Raw genomic sequence first — 20,359 nt, forward strand, 5'->3', positions numbered from 1 at the left:
GTGAGAATTTTTTATCGGAATTTCCCGACTCCCTACTCCCTACTCCCTACTCCCTATTCCCGACTCCCTACTCCCTACTCCCGACTCCCTACTCCCTACTCCCTACTCCCTACTCCCTACTCCCTTTTATTTAGTATGAATTGGCTGATTGAGCCCCTAGGTTTTGAATTTATGCGGAATGCGATCGCAACGGCTGTGCTGTTGGGGATATTAGGCGCAGTGGTAGGCAGCTACTTAATTGTACAACAAATGAGCCTGATTAGTAGTGTGATTGCCCATGCGGTTTTACCTGGTCTCTCAATCGCATTTTTTTTAGGAATAAATATCTCTATTGGTGCCTTGATTGCAGGTGTCCTTAGCGCTTTAGTTGTCGCGGTGATTCCTCAGCGTACGCGAGTCAAAGTGGATGCAGCAATGGCGTTGACTTTCAGCAGTTTTTTAGGCTTAGGAGTCATCCTAATTACGGTGCTGAAAACTAACCAACTTGACTTAGAAGATATTCTTTTTGGTGACATATTAGGGGTGAGACCAGCCGATGTCTGGCAAACCCTGGTGATTACAGCAGTAATTTTACTATTAACAAAGTTGTTCTATAAAGAGCTATTATTCTATACTTTTGATCCTTTGGGAGCCCAAGCTAGCGGTTTACCGGTAAAAGCAATTTATTTCGGGTTAATCTTGGCGATTACTCTCACCATTGTCGCCAGTATGCAGACGGTAGGGGTGTTGCTGGTTATTTCTCTGTTAATCGGACCCGCGACTACGGCTTATTTATTAGTCAAAGAATTACATCACATGATGGGTTTAGGCTCAATGATTGGAATTATTTCCAGTGTCAGTGGGATGTATATAAGCTATTATTTTAATTGGCCATCAGGTCCCGCTATTGTAATGGTAATCTTTGGCTTATTTTTCCTAGCATTTTTGTTTAGCCCAAGGCAAGGTATTCTCACGGAGCCAGCGATAGCAGGTCGCCCGGCTAAGTTATTGACTTTGCTGAAAGAGTTATTGAGATTGAATCGAGGGTAAGCTATCAGCTATCAGCTATCAGCTATCAGCTATCAGCTATCAGCTATCAGCTATCAGCTATCAGCTATCAGCTATCAGCATATTGAACATGGTAATAGCATGTTCAACATGGTAAACTATAATTAAATAACTCAAGACTAGTGTAGTGTAAGGGCTAGCAACACCCATACACTACAGCTCAGCTTACTCTAATCTCTGGTCATGGTTGAAAAACTTACAGTTAAAAATTTTGCTGGTATCGAGGAACTAGAGATTGAGGTTAAACGAATCAATATCGTGATTGGACCTCAAGCTAGTGGCAAAAGTGTATGTGCTAAACTTCTTTTTTACTTTAAAAACTTTGTTTGGAAAATTTTAGATACAGTAGAAAACGAACAAACTAAGCCTGACATAGATTTAAGCTACTCTCAAACTTTTCAAGATTACTTTCCTCCAGATTCATGGGGAGAGAATAATTTTTATATTAAGTATGAAATTTCTGAAGGTTTTATTGAAATTACTAGAAATAAAGAAAATACCAATAAAATCAATATTAATTATTCAGAGTTTTTTAAAAATTTAAAAGAAGAGCTATTAGAAAAACTAAAGAAATTCGATAAACAACGATATTTAATCAATAGTCTGATAGACTATAAAATTAAACTGACAGAAGAAAATAACAAAAAATCTGATGATCTAACTTCTTTATTAGAGCAAATTGAAATATTATTAACAAGAGTAAAAGAAAATCCAGAAAGTAATGAAACTATAATAAAACAGTCATTTTTAAGAGAACAGTTAATAGAATTTTTGAGTAGTTCATTATGGGATGAGGCAGCTTATACCCAGCTTTTTATTCCTGCTGGTCGCTCTTTCTTTTATAATCTCCAAAGTAGTATATTTTCTTTGATTTCTAATAAGAGTGTTATCGATACCTTTATGATAAAGTTTGGTTCCACTTATGAAAGTATAAAAGCTTTGAATGCTAGAATCATCAAAGAAACTGAAGATATAAACAAAAAAGAGATAAACGATGAAATCGATAGCCTGATCAAGAAAATTTTATGTGGAGAACATATACAGGAAAAAGGCGAAGATTTTCTGAGAATGGCAGATGGAAGACGGATTAGTATTGCTAACTCTTCTTCTGGTCAGCAAGAAACATTTCCCCTGACGATTATACTGTCAGCATTACCTTTTTTAGTTGATGAGGATTCTGCTGGACAAACTGTTTATATTGAGGAACCAGAAGCTCATCTATTTCCAAGCGCACAACGAAAAATGGTTGAGTTAATCGCCTGTGTTTTTAATTCTGATCCGCAAAAACAAAAACTTCAATTCTTTATCACCACCCATAGTCCTTACATCTTAACTTCAATCAATAATCTTCTTCAAGCTGGTATGCTCTATAAAGAATCTAGCCAGGATGTCTTACCTAAATTAGAAGAAATCGTTCCTAGGTATAAAGCCCTGAGTACCTTGGATTTATCAGCCTATGTCCTAGAAAATGGCAAGGCTGAAAATATTTTAGACGACAAAGAGACAGGTCTGATCAATGCCAATCTTATTGACGGTGTTTCTGATGAGCTAGCGATTGAATTTGATGAACTTCTGGACTTAGCTTGACTATTTATGAAATCTTGCCCAGGCTGTGAGGAATTTAAAGATGACAATGAAATCGTATTAAAGGAAAAGAAAAGTAAAATAACTTTTGAAAATCCCAATCGAGATAAAATATTAAAAATTAAAGTTGATGGCTGCGCTATCCGAGATAATGAAACTCTGCGCTGTGATTATGCCCTTGTTCCTAATGAGGAAGTAGAAATTTATGTAGAGTTGAAAGGACGTGATATTCCCCATGCAGTTAAGCAGATAGAATCGACGATTAATTTACTTTCAGATAACCCACAAAAAATCGACAAGCGGTGCTTTGTAGTTTTTACTCGCTTTGGCCTACCCAAAGGAAGAACGAATATACAAATTATAAAAAGTAAGTTTAATAAGAAATATAATGCTACTTTAATAGTTGAGAAAACTCCATATACTTATGATTTAAGTCAGGTCACCATCTAGGAAAAAAGTACGTAAGCCTATGGTTAGGTTTCTTCTTCTTGACTTTCTTGAGAGTAAAGTCACTGTATGCTACTTCAGTCTCCTGATTTTGAGCGTAACTGTTAGAGCTGTGTCTATTTTATAGGGAAGTCTGAAGAAAGGTGACAATGACTCAACTTGAGCTATTTAATACTGCCTCTCTCACCAGTCCTAAAAAAGTCATAAATGTAGCTAGTGTCCCCCAACGTAGCCCATTTCGCTATGCTGGTGGTAAAACTTGGCTAATACCCCAAATTCGCCAATGGTTGTATAATAAAGGTGGTACAGATAAGGAACTTTTTGAACCTTTTGCTGGTGGAGGTATAGTCAGTCTTACTGCTGCTTTCGAGAATTTAGTAGGTAGAGTGACAATGGTAGAAAAAGATGAAGGGGTTGCTGCTGTGTGGCAGGTCATTTTAGGTGGTGGTGCCGAATGGCTAGCGGAAACTATTGTCAACTTTAATTTAACTCCACAGAGTGCTAAGCAAGCTATTGAGAGCTTGACGAGCGGCTTACAATCCAAGGTCAAATCGTGAAACCCACGAATGTGGAATGACCAGAAATCTTTATAACTCCGATGCTAAAAGTCGCCCTTCGATTGGCTCGTATTCATCTTCCAACAGCCAAGTTTGGGTTTCATCATAGGTTGCTCCAGTAAACACAACCTTGTAATTCTCAGCAGGATCGTACACACGACAACTACCTGATGAATTACCCAGTAACAGCAGGATGTAGGGAGGGGATAGCATGGGGTCAATCCAAACTTCAGCGAAATCCCACTCACTATTGGCTGGGTCGAGTACGGGGAATAACATGGTATTGGTTTTTTCCATCAATTTTCACCTCTCCATAAAACAAGGGAGTGCTTGGGCTACCATCGGGGCTGATTCTGTAACCAAGTGCGGCTTGTTCTGAGTAGGAACTACTCATAGAGTAGATTATGACTCAGGTAACTCGCGGGATAACATCCCAAAGGTTATAACTATCCACATAAGATGGCGGTGAAAACCCGCCCCTTCAGGAGTGAAGTGACTCCCTACCTGGCCACACCGAGCAGGTGACATCCTAGCAGAGTGAAGCTGGCAGCAGGCCGCAATCAGACGTCAATCAGATGGGCGACACTGGTGGTAATGGGGAGGTGACATGGGTAACAGTAGCAAAAGTCCTGAAAAAGTGTCTAACAGAAAAACCGCAATCTGATTAATACATGCGAGATTTAATTCCCGATTATTCTCACGGCGTTCTTTGGTTGATAGCCGTAATCTCCGAGAAGGGAATAGGCAAAATGGTTAGAAGTTACCGCAAGAATAGTGGAGCCTTTATAGTTAGTCGGCTATGGGTAAAAGGGTTAAAAATTTTGTAGTAAGGCTCCACTATTCTAAGGTTTCATCTCCGGACTGCCCTAAATCACCATAACAATCTAGTGGATGGAACAAGTAAAAACGACAGCAATAATGAGTCTGTAGACCGGTCGAATCTACGGTAAGAGATGTCACTCTTAATCCTCACTGTCGGGTAGGATGTGGGCGAATAACTGCCCACGGGTATTCAGAAATATAGGAGTTGGAGAAGAGCATGGTTAGACACAGCCAATCGGCTAGTGAACTTTGGAAAAGTCAACAGTGGAAGAAACTCCGCCAAAACTTATTCCGCCTACAAAAACGACTATATAAAGCAGTTCGAGCTGGAGACCTTAAGAAAGCTAGGTCACTACAGAAACTAATTCTGAAATCTCGTGCAGCACAGCTTTTAGCAGTTCGTCAAGTCACACAATTAAATAAAGGGAAGAAAACGGCTGGAATTGATGGAAAGTCCTCCCTCAATTACCAAGAGCGCATGGAACTGGTAGAAACATTGAGCGACTATGCTTCAGACTGGAAACATAGCCGACTTCGTGAAATCCCTATCCCTAAAAAGAATGGGAAAGTAAGGATGTTGAAGATACCAACCATAGCAGACCGAGCATGGCAATGTCTAGTAAAATTTGCGCTGGAACCAGCCCATGAGGCCACCTTCAGCGCAGATAGTTACGGATTCCGAACGGGACGAAGCGCACAAGATGTGCAAAAACGACTGTTCAACCATCTAAAGGCCAGTAAAAACGGCTCCAACATGGTTAAGAGAATCATAGAACTAGACATCAAGAAATGCTTTGACCGCATCGCACACAGCTCAATCATGGATAGATTGCTAGCTCCTGCGTGCCTAAAACAGGGGATTTTCAGGTGCTTAAAAGCAGGCATCAATCCGGAATTCCCAGAGCAAGGAACACCCCAAGGCGGTGTGGTCAGTCCCTTATTGGCGAACATAGCACTAAATGGCATAGAGGACATTCATACCAGCCTTCGGTACGCCGATGACATGGTATTCATCCTTAAACCAAAAGATGATGCAGAGAAAATCCTCCAAAAAGTCAAGGAATTCTTGGCTGAAAGAGGAATGGAAATTAGTGAAGAAAAGACCAAGTTAACTAAAGCGACAGACGGATTTAACTTCCTATGAAGTTACCGTAAGAATAAAGAAGCCTTTACAGGCGACAGACTATGCAAAAAAGGGTTAAAAATTATTAATTAAGGCTTCTTTATTCTAAGGTTTCGTCTCCTGGGGTGGAAATTCCGCGTCAGAAAGGATGGAAAGTTCTCATGTACTCCCTCAGAGGATAATCACAGAGCAATCCGCCAGAAGATTAAAGCCGTAGTCAACAACTCGAATTATGGTGCCGAAGTAAAAACCAAGAAACTAGCCCCCATCGTCCGTGGATGGCGTAACTACCACAGCAGCTGTGATATGAGCAGCGCTCGGGATACTTTATGGTTCATGAATAAAACCGCCCACCGGAAATTCCGAAAGGAAAAGAAAGTAGACCGGTATAAAGCAACTGAACTATGTAAAAAGGCATTCCCAAAAGTAGGTTACAAACAGAACCAACACGTGAACGTTTTGGGGACTAAGTCACCCTACGACGGTGACCTAGTCTACTGGAGTAACCGGAACTCAAGGTTATATTCAGATGCTACCTCCGATGCATTGAAAAGGCAAAACCATTCCTGTGGTTATTGTGGGTTGAGGTTCATGGAAGATGAGTCTGTACACCTTCATCACGTCGATGGAAACCACGACAACTGGTCTAAAAAGAACCTACTAGCAGTACATCAAAGCTGCCACCAACAATTACACTGGAGCACTCCGTGCATGAGAGAATATCTAGGAGCTGGGTGAGGTGAAAGTCTCACGCCCAGTTCTGTTCGCGCAGCGTCGGCCTTAGCCGAAAGGAGAGGTGCCCTGGGTAATACCAGGCATCGACTCTAACTTGAATCAGCGAAGAACAAACCGTAACGCTCATATCCTCGTATGACTCCGGTAAACTCTCCTGTCTCTATGATGGCTTGAGCAACTCTTTCCATTGTGGCTTGATTGTTAAAAACATGAGCCGATCGGCCTCGCCTGAGTAACCGCTGTACTTGTGGTGTGCCAGGTAGATGCTTGGCAATGTGTCTAGAATCCAGAAAAATCTCACGATCGATGCCACTCATACACTAGAAAGATCGAGTGTTTTGATCATACCAAATTTATGGTATCGAGCAAGACCAAAAAACCCCCTCAACTGCAGCTGTATGGCAGGTCATTTTAGGTGGCGGTGCCGAATGGCTAGCGGAAACTATTGTCAACTTTAATTTAACTCCACAGAGTGCTAAGCAAGCTATTGATTCTGCTAATGAATCCCTTGAATCTCTGGCTTTCGCAACAATAGTGAAAAATCGCGTTAATCGTGGTGGAATTCTGGCTGATGGTGCTAGCTTTATGAAAAATGGGGAAAATGGTAAAGGAATTACCTCACGCTGGTATCCCGAAACCCTGAAAAAGCGTATACTTTCTATTGATAAAATCAAGACAAAAATTAAATTTATTGCCGGGGATGGAGTTGAGGTTTGTGAGCAAAATTATCACCGCAACGATGCTATTTATTTCATTGATCCACCTTATCTAAAAGCTGGGCGCAGGCTCTATCGATATTCAACAGTTGATCATGAAGCTGTATTTCAACTTGCTAGCCAATTGGAAGGCAATTTTTTGATGAGCTATGACAATACAGAAGAAACAAGGAATATAGCAAGTCGCTATAAATTTGCTATACAACCTATTGCTATGAAAAACACTCATCATGCTGAGAATACAGAATTGTTGATTGGCCGAAATTTTTCTTGGTTTTTAGGGTAGTCATTATGTGAAGGCTTACCCAAAGGATGTTGGCGTAGCCTTCCCGAAGGATAGCCGATAGTCTGGGGCGACTCCTTCGGGAAGGTTAATTAGGCACGCCAAGGCTTGTGGTAGCTGGGTTTCATACCTCAACCTAGCCTAGGATGGGACTACTGAGCTTACCGGACAGGGCAGAAACTTGGAAGGTCTTCAACTGGAATTCCCTCATCGCAGGGGCCAGTAAACTTGAATGCCTCTGCTTCAATAAAATCACCAGTAACATTACCGACTAGATCATAGTTTCCTGAGAGTTCCAACTTCTTGACTGGTGCTCCTTCTTTCAAGTCATCTTCTGTCAGCTCGACCCAAATAACATTGGGGGATAAAGTTGATTCAAAGTATAGCAGAAGTCAGAAGTCAGAAGTCAGAAGTCAGAAGTCAAACTCTTGCGCTTACTTAGGTTTGAGACTTTTGTCATGTCCGCGCCTGCCCTGGCGACTGCTATAATAAACTTTGCGGAGGTTATCTGCTGTTGTTCGCCAAATGGTATTCGAAAGATTGGGTTGTTCTGGATCAGTTACTCTGAATGGAACTGATACATTGCGCATGACCGACATTACATTAGCCAGTGCTTGTCTGTCGGACTGAGGAGTAGGTAGATTCTTTAGGTAATAGCTCGCTCGTACATACCTGTCAGCTGCTCGGCTTGTTCCAGGTAGCATAGCATCGCCACCTACTGATTCCCAATAACCATTGAGTCCTATTTGCTCATCGTAGATAGGAGAGTTGGTCATCACCGCAAATTCCTTTCCATGGTGAATCACCAGCTTGCCTTCGAGGTGTTCAAAGATAGCCGAGTCACCCAGTGCATCTGAAATAGAAAAATGGAATGTAGGGGGACGGCTGATACCGCTGTCGCTAGGAAGCGGTGAGGGAACGACTTGTAACTCATCGTTCTCCAATGCACTTACGGCTTCCTGAACCGTTGCAAAATTGTCCAAAATATACTGAGTATATGCTGAGTATGATATTCCCTCACGGGAGGTGTCACGCTCGCCGAAATCTGCTTCGCTAAGATACAGCAAATTTGCCATCAAGCCTTTTTCATTCAACCCGTCAGCAGTACCGATATCGAAGCCAGCAGCGATCACACTTCCATATTTTGACTTCCACTCAACAGAATTCTTCCCTACTACCCCATCTCGCTCCATTCCAGCCGGAAACATCCTTTAATGTCTTCATACCAATCCATATTGCGGCCAGTGACAGCATAGGTCGGTGTGACGTCTTCTGTATAAGACGCATGAAGGACCCGTGAACATGCTTGAGCATCACTCAAAAAAACCAGATTTATGATTAACCCACAGATAAATAATGCTTTGAAAGTTCGCACAATGAAGTGCATAACTTATTCCTCCTGTGTTTATGCATGTAGATTGCACCAGTAAGGAATGTATCATAATCCTTCCAAATTTCTCTAGACCTCGCCACTAGTGATCGCGCCACGATCCCAACCTACCTTTGAGAACCTGGCAACTCAAAGGATTTGGACTCACGACCAAGCGCTACCATCATCAGTAACTCTGACCTTGACGACTCGGAGGGATTGTAATTATAATAGGCGATCGCCCTGCTCTTACTCCCTGGGAGAAACGATACCTACGACCTGGGATGCTTAACGGCTTTGAGGGCAGCAGCGGGAGACTAGCTTTGGGGAAAAACCAATCGTTTCTCCTAGTCGTTCGCTAGGGTAAGGGTAGGGGAATTCGTTAATCATAAATGAGTTTAAATGACTTATAAAAGGATTTCAAGGACTCCTATTGCTGACTAATGAATAGCATTGAGGGTAGTTTGTAGTGTTTTTGTCCCTCTCTCCTAGTGCTGGGGTGACAGGATTACGGCTACCGTAGCCACTGGTCGCCAATCCGTAAAGCGGGGAAAAAAGGCGGTAAGTCGGAAAAGGAGTCTATCGATAGCGCCAGGGAAGATCTGGCAGATAGGTTAATTAGAGCTTGACACTCCCCGCCCTGGAAGGACGGGGATTCTTGCTTCTACGAGGTGACTTGTTTAACCAGGCCGGAGCCAGAAAAAATAGAGGTCTCCTCTCCACAAGCGTACTTGGTCTATGACCCAGGTTTCGGTGTGCCCCACCGTACCTAAATTATTTAATAAATTTAGACAAACAATGTTTTTTGATCTTGATTTTCATAGACTTCCAAATCGCTAGATTTGATTATGCAACATGATTATCTCAAAACATGTTTTTTACATTGTCTACTTATTTTAAGATTCTGTTTGTCTAAAGCACTAATTGTTTTTTTAATTATGCGTTTATTTATTTTAACGTGCTAGACGAAAACTGTCAAGGCATACCTAAAGAAAGCCGTCCTATAAGGACGGGGCTTTAAACCCAATTTTTTTGGTAAGCATTAAGCTGTCAGTCGTCAGCCGTCAGCCATTCCCGTAGTGTGACGCATAAGCTGATAGCACCTCAAGTAGCGTTCGCGTAGCGCTATAGCTGATAGCTGATCGCTGATCGCTGATCGCTGATCGCTGAATCCTGACACCGCTACTATTTCAAGCTACACCATAGTCAGTGTACTGCCGCTTGTAAGAGTTGATTTGTAAAGAGAATCTAAAGCCGACTCAAAGACAGACTGAGTGGCCTGTAATCTAGATGATGAGATGAGTTAAACCCTGTCTTTATGAGTCGTTTACCTGAGATCGCCAACCCCCAGCGCCAATCCTATCGAAGTGACATGAGTGATAGAGAATGGGAAGTGTTGCGATCGCTAATACCGGAGCCGAAGGGATTTGGACATCCCAGGAGGGTAGACCTGCGGGAGATTATCAATGCCATTTTCTATGTGCAACGTAGTGGAAGAAGCGTGGGAAATGCTGCCCCATGACTTTCCGCCCTATCAAACAGTGTATAGCTATTTCCGAAAATGGCAACGCAAGGGGATTTGGCAAAGAATGCATGACCAATTGCGCGATCAACTGCGACAGCAAATCGGACGAGAGAAAGACTCAACTGTGGCGATCGCCGATTCCCAATCTGTGAAAACCACAGAAAAAAGGGGGCGGTGTATGGCTATGACGGTGGCCAAAAAGTTAAGGGCCGTAAACGCCATATAGTCGTAGATTCTCAGGGTTTGGTGATTGGGATGTTAGTCAGTGAAGCCAATGGGTCAGAACGTTTAGGTGCGATCGTCGTTTTGCATGAAGTCAAAGACCAACTCAGAGAGTTAAAAGTAATTTGGGTCGATCAAGGGTATTGCGGTGAGAATTTTGCTCATGCCGTGCAACAAGTCTGTGGGGACCAGGTGCGGGTGGAGGTAATTGAGCGAACATCAAAGGAATTTGAAACTTTACCGAAACGATGGATCGTAGAACGGACATTTGGCTGGCTCAATCGATTTCGGCGTTTGAGCTGCATATTATGAATTGTACACCACCATCAGCGAAGCGATGATTTACGGCTCTCTGATTCGTTTAATGACTCGTCGGTTGGCTTCTTAAGCTTTTGTTTATAAATCAGCTCTAAGGAGCCTGTAAACCCAAGACAATATCCTCTCTTGGAACGCCCATTTCAACTAACTCCTCAGCAGGATTGAGATCTGTGAGATTTTGCTGGAGCCAAATTTTTCCGTCTTTGATATCTAAATGCACTATAGAACGGTAAATCCGATTACAATCTTCCCAACCCACATTCATCCACTGGTAATGATCCCGAACAGTGTCAAAAATTAGTTGTACTTCCACCTCATCATTAGAAACATCATCCTTGGCGTAGTCGTTCAGTAATCTCTGAACGTACTCACGGTATTGAGCTACTTTCTCCATTCAACAATCACCTCTTTGGCTGAATCATACACAATTATCAAGACCTGATACTGTTGTATACCAGCATGCTTTAGCGTAAAGATCCGCTGTAAGAGTTGGAAGTTATAGCACTAGGCATTAATATGTTTGACATTTCTAAACTCCGAAACCTAATCCTAGCTTACTTTTGACTTCTGACTTTTAACTTCTGACTTGCGCGTAGCGCTATATCACTGCTATTGCTCACAAGCTCAAGCCTACACTCCCCTACCCTCGTGAGTGTAGCTATGTCACTACAAAAGACTACAGGACGAATTATGCCTTGGAGTGTCAAACACAAAATCCGTTACAGTATGTAAATAAGCGAAGTTACCTTTTTAACCCAGGCACAATGGTATCCTCATCCTCGATTGCTGTCAGAGAACTCCCCATATTTCCCCTACCTGAAGTCGTTTTATTTCCTGGACGCCCTCTGCCGTTACACATTTTTGAATTTCGCTACCGAATCATGATGAACACGATTTTGGAGAGCGATCGCAGATTTGGTGTCTTAATGTGGGATCCTGTAAAACAGGAACCAGCTACAGTTGGCTGTTGCGCTGAAATTATTCACTTTCAGCGTCTTCCCGATGACCGGATGAAAATAGTAACGTTAGGTCAGCAGCGGTTTCGGGTCTTAGAGTACGTTCGTGAAAAGCCCTATCGGGTTGGACTAGTGGAATGGATTGAAGACCAGCCACCCGCTGAAGACCTCAGACCAAAGGCAAAAGAGGTGGCACAGTTATTGCGGGATGTTGTGCGTCTTTCCGCGAAGTTGACCAACCAGAAAATTGAGCTACCAGAAGACCTGCCCGATCTACCGATTGAGTTGTCTTACTGGGTTGCTAGCAATCTGTACGGTGTAGCCTTAGAACAACAGGCACTTTTAGAGACCCTGGACACCGCACAACGTCTAGAACGGGAAACAGAAATTCTCACTTCAACTCGCAATCACTTAGCAGCACGCACTGTACTCAAAGATGCATTGACTTAAGCTTTATCTATGAGGTACACAGGATTTTTTGCCAGATCCGCTGCTCTCGACTCCCGACTCCCGACTCCCGACTCCCTACTTCCATTAACCCAGAACGAAAGTACCTCACCCAATTAGTAACTGCTATAACAGTTTTGTTCACGGTTGACGGTTAACTGTTGAAAGTCAAATTATCAACATTTATGAGGGTGTAGCTGCCAAAAATCTTGAGGATTTCCTGATCAGGAATTATTTCCTCAAGAGCAGCTTTAAATAATGGTGCATAGAGATCTGATTCGAGTTCAATAAAGAATATGTACTCACCAAGTAATCGCTTGGTGGGACGAGACTCAATCCGACTTAAATTAATGCCTCGACGGGCAAACACCTGGAGTGGTTTAGACAATGATCCAGGTATATTAGCAGGAGGACTAAATGCTAAGGAGGTATGACTACCTCCAGGAGATGGCTTTAAACTCAGCACCCAAAACCGGGTGAAATTATCGGGATAGTCATTAATGTTAGATGCCAGTACTGGTAGAGTATAAAGCTTTGCTGCTCGTTCAGATGCGATCGCTCCTGCTTTGTGATCTTTGTCCAAAAACTGTAGCGCTTCAGTAGTGGAGTTGGTAGGTACCAGTTGCACTGATGGCAGAAACTGCTCTAACCACCGCTGACACTGAGCCAGGGCTTGGGGATGGGAATAAACCGTTTTAATTTCTGCTATGGTTGATGCCCGTGACATCAGACAATGTCTGATTGGCAAAACCAGAGCCTGTTGGATTTGGAGCTGATCTAGTTGCCAAAGCCGATCTAGTGTCATGGCGACACTGCCTTCAATGGAATTCTCTACAGGTACCACTGCTAGATCAGCTTGTTGGTTAGCTACTGATTGTAAGGTTTGGGCAATGCTGGGATAAGGACACAACAGGGATTGCTGAGCCTGTTGTTTCTGGAGTCGCTCAGCATAAGCTGTGGCAGCGGCTTCTGTATAGGTTCCTGGTGGTCCGAGATAGGCAATAGAAACTGACATAATAGACAATATAATTTGAGTTGTGAACAGAATCGTTTAGGGAAGGGCAAGAGGCAAGAGGCAAGAGGAACCCACCCCTAACCCCTCCCAGGAGGGGAAGGCAAGAGGCAAGAGGCAAGAGGCAAGAGGAACCCACCCCTAACCCCTCCCAGGAGGGGAAGGCAAGAGGCAAGAGGCAAGAGGCAAGAGTTAATCAACTATATAATAGTAATTTTTGGTAATATCAAAAACTGTAATCCTTGTCTTGATGCAGTCGCTATGATAATTTTTTGGTGTGATCATAAATCAGGATTGGATTTGATGATATAGTTGGAAATGCTATCTAGGTTATGGGAGTTTAATTGTAATAAAATAATCAATAATAAATTAGAATTAGATCAGATTTTTATGTGCTTTGTATTGCTCAAGAAGTAAACTGTAAAATATTGAAAAAAATAGCCCAAGTTCGTCATTATATCAGTTGTTATTAGCCTGGGTATTTTTAGGCTTGTTTGGGAATCGAGGAACCGATAAACAGCAAGCGCAAATAGTCTATTTTAAGAGTAAAGCTGGGTATCTTAAGTGTGCCCTAGGTAAGGTCTATTTCTTTCATGATGGCATCGGTTTTTGAAAATTTCCAACCCCTAGCTGCGATCGCTACCACTCCTACTGGGGCTCAAATACTGCAACCCCTGTGTCAAACTACTGGTGCAACCCTTTGGGTACCGAATTCTCTGAGCACCCTAGAACAGGTTGCTGTCTACAAGGGTTCCCTCAAAGACCACATTGCCTCCCTCTGGCCAAACCACCGTGCCTTGGTGTTTTGTTTGGCAGCGGGAGCAGTGGTGCGCTTAATTGCTCCTTTGTTAACGGATAAATCCAGTGATCCAGCGGTGGTGGTAGTTGATCAAGGGGGAGGTTTTGTAATTAGTTTGTGTAGTGGTCATCAAGGGGGAGCAGATCAACTGACACGGTTAATTGCTTCCCAACTGGACTCAACGCCTATTTTAACGGGAGCAGCAGCAGATTTAGGTCTACCTGGAGTTGATGTCTTAGGTATTCCCTTTGGCTGGTATCGGGGAGAAGGGGATTGGACTAGAGTAAGTGCTGTGGTTGCCCGTGGGGAAATAGTACAGGTAATTCAAGAGGCTGGTTCCACTCTTTGGCAAGCTCATCTTAGAGATGGACATCCTTTCTATTTCGGATTTCCAGACAATCGCGCTACAACTGAATCCGAGTCGATCTCACCCAAAGCCAGGATTTGGATTAGTGCCACCCAACAGCAATTTTCCCCAGAATCGGATTTAGCAAACGTGCAGTGGTATCCACGGGTACTGTGGTTGGGAATTGGTTGTGAGCGAGGGACATCGAAGCAGTTGATTGAAATGGCGATTCGGCAGACCTGTGAGGGTTATGGTTTATCAGAAAATGCGATCGCAGGAATTGCGACTATTGACCTGAAAGCCGATGAAGTCGGTATAGTCCAATTGTGCCAAGAGCGCCATTGGCCCTTACGCACTTTCCCAGCTGAGGTACTCCGTTCCGTAACTGTACCCAACCCATCGGATGTGGTGGCGGCAGAAGTTGGTACTCCCAGCGTTGCCGAAGCAGCAGCTCTGTATAGCGCTCAAGAGTTGAAAGTTAGCAAGTTGTTCGCGAACGTTGGCCAAAAGCCCATGCTTCCCGAACAACCCTTATTAGTTCCCAAACAAATAGTCAAATCAGCGAATCAAGTAGGAGCCGTAACTGTAGCGATTGCTCAATCCCCAGTAGAATACACTGGACGTTTGGGGAAACTGTTGCTAGTGGGTATCGGTCCGGGAAATCTTGACCAAATAACCCCAGCAGCTAAAACGGCTATATCCAGCGCTGATGCTGTTATTGGTTACTCCCTCTATATCAATTTAATTACAAGCTTGCGACGTCCAGGACAAATTATCGAAGCATTACCGATTACCCAAGAAAGCCAACGAGCAAAACGTGCCATTGAACTGGCTGAGTGGGGATTAACGGTAGCAGTGGTTTCTTCTGGTGACTGCGGTATCTATGGTATGGCTGGGTTAGTCCTAGAAGAATTGCGCTCTAGGGGCTGGGATGGTAAGACACCCCAGGTGCAAGTATTTCCTGGTATTACAGCCTTACAAGCTGCTGCCTCTCGTGTGGGAGCACCCCTGATGCATGATTTTTGTGCCATTAGTTTGAGTGACCTATTGACCCCTTGGCCAGTAATCGAAAAGCGTCTAGAAGCCTCAGCCGCAGCAGATTTTGTGACTGCGTTGTACAATCCGCGATCGCGTAATCGTACTGAACAGATTGCGATCGCACAACGGATATTTCTCAAGCATCGTAAACCTGATACCCCTGTAGCCATTGTGGTTTCCGCCTATCGAGAGGATGAAAAAATCACTCTCACAACTCTTGACAAAATGCTAGAAATACCCATTGATATGCTGACTATGGTGCTGATTGGTAATCAAAGCACTGATATTCATCAGGATTGGATGATTACACCAAGGGGATATCGGATTGAAGGTTGAAGGTTTAAGGTTGTTCGCGTAGCGTGGCCAAAGGCCAAGGTTATTTGGTTGAAGGTTTAAGGTTATTTGGTTGAAAGCAGATTTGGCAAGTTAAATCAGAGAAACAACTCAAACACCTGACGACAGAAATGTTTTAGCTTCTCCCCCACTTCAGCTGATGGCTGACAACTACCGATAATTTGCCAACGCTCCACTGTGGAGAGTCGCCAAGCTTCTCCTTGATGGTTAAAGGCGGTCGCTTCCAAACCAATCAGCCGATGAGATTGATCTAACTGGTCTTTATGAAACCGAATCTGTAACAAAATACTTCGACTTTGGAAGCGTCTACTCCAGCCAGGGAAGTGAAAGCCAATGTCAATGGAGTTAGGATCCACGAGTTCTCGGGTTTCCGGGTCATTTGTCCAAGGCTTGAGGTCAGCCTTGGCATCAGGGAATTCAGACTTAAACAAATTCACAACAGCCGCAATTTTGGTGGTGACTTCTAAGCCGATTGCTTGTTCAGCTGCGTTCACGCCTAATCTCCTATGGTTAACTGCTAGTAACGTAATTTGTATCTTTTTATTACAACCTAATACAAATCTACCCAATTATTTATAAAAATTTATACTTTTGTAGTATAAGTTAAATATTTAATCAATACCAGAACCAGGTCTTCTGACATGGCAGCATTTCCGATAAGATACCCAAGTCCGCTACTTCCGTTCCGCTTTTGATAAATCATCCTCCTCACTTGCCTAAGTTCCCACTCAGCGGTAAGCTCATATAGCAATCCGAGCTGAAAAGTGAACAATCACAGTTCTTACTCAAAACTCAGCACTCAGGACTGACGAACTATTTTCAATGGAAGTATTGTTCACAAGTCGATCAGGATTGCCACACGACAAGCAACAGCGTAAAGGCAAAACAACCGTGTCAATCAGTGAACAATCTATAGAAGTCGGGTCTTGGGAATGGTTCTATCGGGAAGCTAAACCAGTTGGGGATAGTAGAGGAGTGCCAGTAATACTTCTTCATGGCTTACCATCCCAGAGTTTTTGCTGGTGTGAGATCATGCCAGATTTAGCTAAAGTAGGCTACGATGCGATCGCACCAGATTGGCTCGGTTCTGGATTATCCGCAAAACCGGACCGGCTTGACTTTCCCTACACACCAGATGCTTTCATTGAAGCCTTAGGCGATTTCCTTAAACACCTGGAAATCGAAAGGTTTTCGTTAGTTGTTCAAGGGTTTCTCGCCTCCGTGGGACTTCAATATGCCTTGCGTCACTCAGACCAGATTGAGCGTCTAGTGATTCTAAATACACCTGTCTCCTCGGCTGCCAAGTTACCCAGCAAAATGCAGCAATGGGGATGGCCATTCATCGGGGATATGTTAACCCAAGACCCCTTGTTAGTTGACCGAACTCTGGAAGGGGGGTCGCGCTATCGCATTGAAGACAACTATTTAGATCTCTATCGCAAGCCCTTTCTGAAAAGTTCCGATCCTGGACGTTCTCTGGTAGCGACTATCAAGAATATCCAGATGAACAAGTGTATGGCAGAAATTGAATCAGGTTTCCGCAACTGGGACAAGCCAACCTTAATTGTTTGGGGACTCAAAGACCCTTGGCTTCCGGTTGAGCAAGCTGAGCAATTTGCTAATCAGCTTAAGAATAAGGAATTAGTGAAGCTGGAGGAAGCTGGACATTACCCTCAGGAGCATTGGTCGAGGGAAATTAGTGAAATCCTGGTGCCGTTTCTAAGACGCAAAGCTTGAATTAGTCAGTATTGGTGGCAATTAAAGGATGTTGCGATCAGCAGCAAATTCTAGGCAAGCTTTAATGTCTGTTTCGGTCAATTCTGGAAAGTCATCGACAATTTCGGCGTGAGACATACCAGCTGCTAGCCAGCCTAAAACGTCATCAACTGTTATGCGCATCTGTCGAATAAAAGGTTTACCACCTCGCTTATCCGCTTCGATGGTAATAATATTGCGATCGCTCATTTTGCCAATAGGTTCGGTCTTATTAGTCTCATTCTATAGCATACTAATACTGGGCTGCAACGGAAAAAAGCATTAACAACTATAGTGCTGCATCGCTACTCCCTGCTGCAAACCTCCCTGCTCCCATTAACCTACTCCTAGCGGTGCGACCCTAGGGCGATTTACTCGCCCTAGGAGGGGCGCACCGTAGATGACTTCGCAGCTAACTCCACAACAGAGCAAACCGAACCAAATACCTCACTTAAGTCATTAATAGTTACCCTAGAATAATTCTTGGTAAAATGTTTTCCATCCAGCTTTCCAAACTGCCACAACTCAGCATCAGTAACTATTCCATATACCACCAGACTCTCAGTTTTATTTAACTTTTGTGCAGCTACTAATTCTGCCAAACATTGCCCCCAACCTTTCATGAAATCGTTTTGTTTTGCCTCTACAATCAAAATCAGCGGATACTCTATTACGTTTTTACCCAGTTCTGAACGTTTACCAAAAATATAATCTGGTGTTCCCGTTAAAATACTATCTGCATAAATCGATTTATGGCTCCAGATTGAATATTGTTCAACAAACTTTTTACATGCTTCACGTAAAATCGGGTAGATAACGTTTTCACAGCGGGCAGCCTCGGATGAGAAAATATCAAAGTTTTGCCTGCTAAACTCGTAATCTTGAATAAATTGCTCTGGTGGCGAGACAGAAGAAATGGGAAGAAAGTCTTCTTCGGTATAGTTGATTCGATATGCCTTCTGTACTTCGTCAGCAGATTTAAAATCTGTAAATGCCATGATATATAGCAGTTCTCAATTCGGTAAGGTACTTAGGCCCTTAGATTAGGGAGTAGGGAGTAGGGAGTAGGGAGTAGGGAACAGCGGATATGGGAATAGTAAAAAAGATATCCAAGGATTATTTACTATAATAAATCAGATTTGCTTTTATGATAGCTTGGTAAAAGCTATAGTTATAGCAATCCTAAATCAATTGTGATAATTTTTGATGCAATATTCCCTACTCCGGTGATCCGCTGTTCCGGTGATCCGCTGTTCCGGTGATCCGTTGTTCCCTTTGCTATAGAAACTTTTTAATATTATATCTGTACAGCTCATCTACAAGCTTGAGAAAGGCAAACAGCTTTCAGCAGCGTCTACCTAAGCAGATCGTGATTTGATTAGTATTTCACCAACCAAGATCTTGCTGAAAGTAGTGCTTGGGTAGGTAAACTTCGACACAATCAGTGGTCAAGCTACCATATTGGGTATTAAACTTTGCGTTTGATGGGAGCAATATTGGGTTATAGTACTTGACCAAAAATTTTTGGTTTAAAGCCCCGTTATTCTAGGACGGCTTTTAAGTAAAGTGTGATAGAATAAACATGTAGCCTAGTACAGGCAGGATTCGTCGGTACTGCCAATTTAAAACAACGACGTAAAGCGATACTAGTACACGAGGAGCGAAAAACCTCGCCAAAACGCATGGATCTTAACAGATACCGAAACCCCAGTAAAATAACCTTTTAAAACTAAACGTACCGTGGGGCACACGGGAACGGGGGAGACCCAACGCTTAGGGAGATAAGCCCACGCTCGTTTAGTTAAATTAGGCTCGATATGCGCGTTTTTAAACGGCTATTTGGCTTAAGTACTGCCTTTGAGGGATAACTAATTTTAAGGCGTGTCGTAGAACTAAGAATCCCCGCTCATAAGCGGGCGGGGAGTGTCAAGAACCTTAAATAGTTTTCCCGATCGGTTGGCTAGCGAACAAACAATGATGATGAGAAGTTATCGGTCTATTCTGACTGTGATTCTGGCAATGGTGATGACCTTTTTGGTCAGCTGTGGTAGCCCAAGTGCCACCAAGGCTCCTACCTACACCCCTGAAAAAATTGCCCAAATCCAGACAAGTGCTACTAGAGTGCTTGAGCTTCGCGAGAAAATGCCAGTTCTCGAAGCCAACATTCAAGACGAAAACTGGGTAGATATTAGTTCATTTATCCATGGTCCGTTAGGAGATCTAGGGCGCAGCAGTAACTATCTGGCTGGCCAACTCCTTCCTAAAGACCAGAAAGCAGCCAAGGAAGCGGCTGAAGTATTGTTGAAATCTTTGGTTAAAATTGACGAAGCTTCTGTAGAGCGCAACTCCCAGCTGGCACTCAAAAACTACGAAGCAGCTTTGAAAAACTTTGATGACTTTTTGGAATTAATTCCCACTAGTTAGAAAGTTATGAAGTATGAAGTGTGAAGTATGAAGTGTGAAGTGTGAAGTGTGAAGTGTAAAGTGTGAAGTGTGAAGTGTAAAGTGTGAAGTGTAAAGTGTAAAGGGTAAAGTGTAAAGGGTAAAGGGTAAAGTGTGAAGTGTAAAGGTGGAATAAAAACCTTATCCATAAGCATAATTCATAATTAACACTTCTGAACTAACACTTCACACTTCATACTTCACACTTCACACTTCAAACTTTAAACTTTAAACTTCATAAAATTGTGAGTAAAGTCGCTATTATTGGATGCGGTATCGTTGGAGCAGCGATCGCATATGAACTTAGTCGGGTAAATGGGCTAAGTATCACTGTCCTCGACCAGCATATGCCAGCACAAGGCTCTACTGGTGCTGCTTTAGGGGTACTGATGGGTGCCATTAGTAAGAAAGTCAAGGGTAGGGCGTGGCAGCTGCGCCAAGCCAGTATCCAGCGCTATCAGA

20 protein-coding genes and 2 pseudogenes are annotated in these 20,359 nt (G+C 43.1%); 12 read left to right on the forward strand and 10 right to left on the reverse strand.

Annotated elements, in window-relative coordinates:
- Positions 1-135 precede the first annotated feature (135 nt).
- From F6K51_RS29390 to F6K51_RS29405, 4 genes are all read left to right on the forward strand, one after another.
- Positions 136-1,029, forward strand: coding sequence for a metal ABC transporter permease (locus tag F6K51_RS29390; protein WP_293026940.1), 894 nt, complete (start codon positions 136-138; stop codon positions 1,027-1,029).
- A gap of 201 nt (positions 1,030-1,230) precedes the next feature.
- Positions 1,231-2,634, forward strand: coding sequence for an AAA family ATPase (locus F6K51_RS29395; protein ID WP_293026890.1), 1,404 nt, complete (start codon positions 1,231-1,233; stop codon positions 2,632-2,634).
- Positions 2,635-2,640: 6 nt separating this feature from the next.
- On the forward strand, positions 2,641-3,081 hold the full coding sequence (locus F6K51_RS29400; protein WP_293026893.1) for a hypothetical protein: 441 nt from the start codon (positions 2,641-2,643) through the stop codon (positions 3,079-3,081).
- A 146-nt stretch (positions 3,082-3,227) separates the two neighbouring features.
- Positions 3,228-3,635 carry a DNA adenine methylase gene (locus tag F6K51_RS29405; protein ID WP_293026896.1) on the forward strand — a complete coding sequence of 136 codons (408 nt, stop codon included), beginning with the start codon at positions 3,228-3,230 and terminating at the stop codon, positions 3,633-3,635.
- Between the two features lie 30 nt (positions 3,636-3,665).
- Here F6K51_RS29405 and F6K51_RS29410 read toward each other — a convergent pair whose 3' ends face one another.
- Complete coding sequence (locus F6K51_RS29410; RefSeq protein WP_293026898.1) at positions 3,666-3,932, reverse strand: hypothetical protein; 267 nt, start codon at positions 3,930-3,932, stop codon at positions 3,666-3,668.
- A 742-nt stretch (positions 3,933-4,674) separates the two neighbouring features.
- On the opposite strand from F6K51_RS29410, the pseudogene F6K51_RS38660 reads away from it, so the two are divergent.
- Positions 4,675-6,318 (forward strand): annotated as a pseudogene (locus F6K51_RS38660) (reverse transcriptase domain-containing protein).
- A gap of 86 nt (positions 6,319-6,404) precedes the next feature.
- Here the strand turns inward: F6K51_RS38660 and F6K51_RS29425 are convergent.
- Complete coding sequence (locus F6K51_RS29425) at positions 6,405-6,632, reverse strand: hypothetical protein (protein WP_293026901.1); 228 nt, start codon at positions 6,630-6,632, stop codon at positions 6,405-6,407.
- A gap of 217 nt (positions 6,633-6,849) precedes the next feature.
- On the opposite strand from F6K51_RS29425, the gene F6K51_RS29430 reads away from it, so the two are divergent.
- Entirely contained in the window at positions 6,850-7,317 is a 468-nt protein-coding gene (locus F6K51_RS29430) for a hypothetical protein (protein ID WP_293026905.1), read from the forward strand.
- 158 nt (positions 7,318-7,475) lie between these two features.
- On the opposite strand, the gene F6K51_RS29435 is transcribed toward F6K51_RS29430, so the two are convergent.
- From F6K51_RS29435 to F6K51_RS29445, 3 genes are all read right to left on the reverse strand, one after another.
- The gene (locus F6K51_RS29435) at positions 7,476-7,640 is read right to left on the reverse strand and encodes a hypothetical protein (RefSeq protein WP_293026908.1); all 165 of its coding nucleotides are present in this window, start codon (positions 7,638-7,640) and stop codon (positions 7,476-7,478) included.
- Between the two features lie 108 nt (positions 7,641-7,748).
- Positions 7,749-8,522 (reverse strand): linear amide C-N hydrolase, encoded by a 774-nt coding sequence (locus F6K51_RS29440; RefSeq protein WP_293026911.1) that lies wholly within the window; start codon positions 8,520-8,522, stop codon positions 7,749-7,751.
- Positions 8,523-9,740: 1,218 nt separating this feature from the next.
- Positions 9,741-9,863, reverse strand: coding sequence for a hypothetical protein (locus F6K51_RS29445; RefSeq protein ID WP_293026914.1), 123 nt, complete (start codon positions 9,861-9,863; stop codon positions 9,741-9,743).
- Between the two features lie 138 nt (positions 9,864-10,001).
- Here F6K51_RS29445 and F6K51_RS29450 point away from each other — a divergent pair.
- Positions 10,002-10,818: pseudogene (locus F6K51_RS29450) on the forward strand (IS5 family transposase).
- Between the two features lie 21 nt (positions 10,819-10,839).
- On the opposite strand, the gene F6K51_RS29455 reads toward F6K51_RS29450, so the two are convergent.
- On the reverse strand, positions 10,840-11,142 hold the full coding sequence (locus F6K51_RS29455) for a XisI protein (protein WP_293026917.1): 303 nt from the start codon (positions 11,140-11,142) through the stop codon (positions 10,840-10,842).
- 370 nt (positions 11,143-11,512) lie between these two features.
- Between F6K51_RS29455 and F6K51_RS29460 the strand changes: the two genes are divergently transcribed.
- Complete coding sequence (locus tag F6K51_RS29460) at positions 11,513-12,154, forward strand: LON peptidase substrate-binding domain-containing protein (protein ID WP_293026920.1); 642 nt, start codon at positions 11,513-11,515, stop codon at positions 12,152-12,154.
- A gap of 151 nt (positions 12,155-12,305) precedes the next feature.
- Here F6K51_RS29460 and pheA read toward each other — a convergent pair whose 3' ends face one another.
- Complete coding sequence (gene pheA, locus F6K51_RS29465) at positions 12,306-13,166, reverse strand: prephenate dehydratase (protein ID WP_293026923.1); 861 nt, start codon at positions 13,164-13,166, stop codon at positions 12,306-12,308.
- Between the two features lie 590 nt (positions 13,167-13,756).
- On the opposite strand from pheA, the gene cobJ reads away from it, so the two are divergent.
- Positions 13,757-15,682, forward strand: coding sequence for a precorrin-3B C(17)-methyltransferase (cobJ, locus tag F6K51_RS29470; protein ID WP_365940338.1), 1,926 nt, complete (start codon positions 13,757-13,759; stop codon positions 15,680-15,682).
- 95 nt (positions 15,683-15,777) lie between these two features.
- Here the strand turns inward: cobJ and F6K51_RS29475 are convergent, their stop codons facing one another.
- Positions 15,778-16,194, reverse strand: coding sequence for a hypothetical protein (locus tag F6K51_RS29475; RefSeq protein ID WP_293026927.1), 417 nt, complete (start codon positions 16,192-16,194; stop codon positions 15,778-15,780).
- 397 nt (positions 16,195-16,591) lie between these two features.
- On the opposite strand from F6K51_RS29475, the gene F6K51_RS29480 reads away from it, so the two are divergent.
- Positions 16,592-17,437, forward strand: coding sequence for an alpha/beta fold hydrolase (locus tag F6K51_RS29480; protein ID WP_293026949.1), 846 nt, complete (start codon positions 16,592-16,594; stop codon positions 17,435-17,437).
- Positions 17,438-17,458: 21 nt separating this feature from the next.
- Here F6K51_RS29480 and F6K51_RS29485 read toward each other — a convergent pair whose 3' ends face one another.
- Together F6K51_RS29485 and F6K51_RS29490 are read right to left on the reverse strand one after the other, a co-directional pair.
- Entirely contained in the window at positions 17,459-17,665 is a 207-nt protein-coding gene (locus tag F6K51_RS29485; protein ID WP_293026929.1) for a DUF433 domain-containing protein, read from the reverse strand.
- Positions 17,666-17,835: 170 nt separating this feature from the next.
- The gene (locus tag F6K51_RS29490; RefSeq protein ID WP_293026931.1) at positions 17,836-18,453 is read right to left on the reverse strand and encodes a hypothetical protein; all 618 of its coding nucleotides are present in this window, start codon (positions 18,451-18,453) and stop codon (positions 17,836-17,838) included.
- Positions 18,454-19,378: 925 nt separating this feature from the next.
- Between F6K51_RS29490 and psbQ the strand changes: the two genes are divergently transcribed.
- Together psbQ and F6K51_RS29500 are read left to right on the forward strand one after the other, a co-directional pair.
- Positions 19,379-19,879, forward strand: a complete 501-nt coding sequence (gene psbQ / locus F6K51_RS29495) for a photosystem II protein PsbQ (RefSeq protein WP_293026934.1) — start codon at positions 19,379-19,381, stop codon at positions 19,877-19,879.
- 263 nt (positions 19,880-20,142) lie between these two features.
- Positions 20,143-20,359: FAD-dependent oxidoreductase (locus F6K51_RS29500; RefSeq protein ID WP_293026937.1), on the forward strand; the 217-nt coding region annotated here is incomplete at its 3' end.

It is taken from the genome of Moorena sp. SIO3I8 (assembly GCF_010692325.1).
Lineage (GTDB): Bacteria > Cyanobacteriota > Cyanobacteriia > Cyanobacteriales > Coleofasciculaceae > Moorena.

Excerpts from the sequence above, each read along its gene's own strand:
- F6K51_RS29390 (WP_293026940.1), top strand. The coding sequence starts at position 136 with ATGAATTGGCTGATTGAGCCCCTAGGTTTTGAATTTATGCGGAATGCG.
- F6K51_RS29395 (WP_293026890.1), top strand. The coding sequence starts at position 1,231 with ATGGTTGAAAAACTTACAGTTAAAAATTTTGCTGGTATCGAGGAACTA.
- F6K51_RS29400 (WP_293026893.1), top strand. The coding sequence starts at position 2,641 with ATGAAATCTTGCCCAGGCTGTGAGGAATTTAAAGATGACAATGAAATC.
- F6K51_RS29405 (WP_293026896.1), top strand. The coding sequence starts at position 3,228 with ATGACTCAACTTGAGCTATTTAATACTGCCTCTCTCACCAGTCCTAAA.
- F6K51_RS29410 (WP_293026898.1), bottom strand. The coding sequence starts at position 3,932 with ATGGAAAAAACCAATACCATGTTATTCCCCGTACTCGACCCAGCCAAT.
- F6K51_RS29425 (WP_293026901.1), bottom strand. The coding sequence starts at position 6,632 with ATGAGTGGCATCGATCGTGAGATTTTTCTGGATTCTAGACACATTGCC.
- F6K51_RS29440 (WP_293026911.1), bottom strand. The coding sequence starts at position 8,522 with ATGTTTCCGGCTGGAATGGAGCGAGATGGGGTAGTAGGGAAGAATTCT.
- F6K51_RS29455 (WP_293026917.1), bottom strand. The coding sequence starts at position 11,142 with ATGGAGAAAGTAGCTCAATACCGTGAGTACGTTCAGAGATTACTGAAC.
- F6K51_RS29460 (WP_293026920.1), top strand. The coding sequence starts at position 11,513 with ATGGTATCCTCATCCTCGATTGCTGTCAGAGAACTCCCCATATTTCCC.
- pheA (WP_293026923.1), bottom strand. The coding sequence starts at position 13,166 with ATGTCAGTTTCTATTGCCTATCTCGGACCACCAGGAACCTATACAGAA.
- cobJ (WP_365940338.1), top strand. The coding sequence starts at position 13,757 with ATGATGGCATCGGTTTTTGAAAATTTCCAACCCCTAGCTGCGATCGCT.
- F6K51_RS29485 (WP_293026929.1), bottom strand. The coding sequence starts at position 17,665 with ATGAGCGATCGCAATATTATTACCATCGAAGCGGATAAGCGAGGTGGT.
- F6K51_RS29490 (WP_293026931.1), bottom strand. The coding sequence starts at position 18,453 with ATGGCATTTACAGATTTTAAATCTGCTGACGAAGTACAGAAGGCATAT.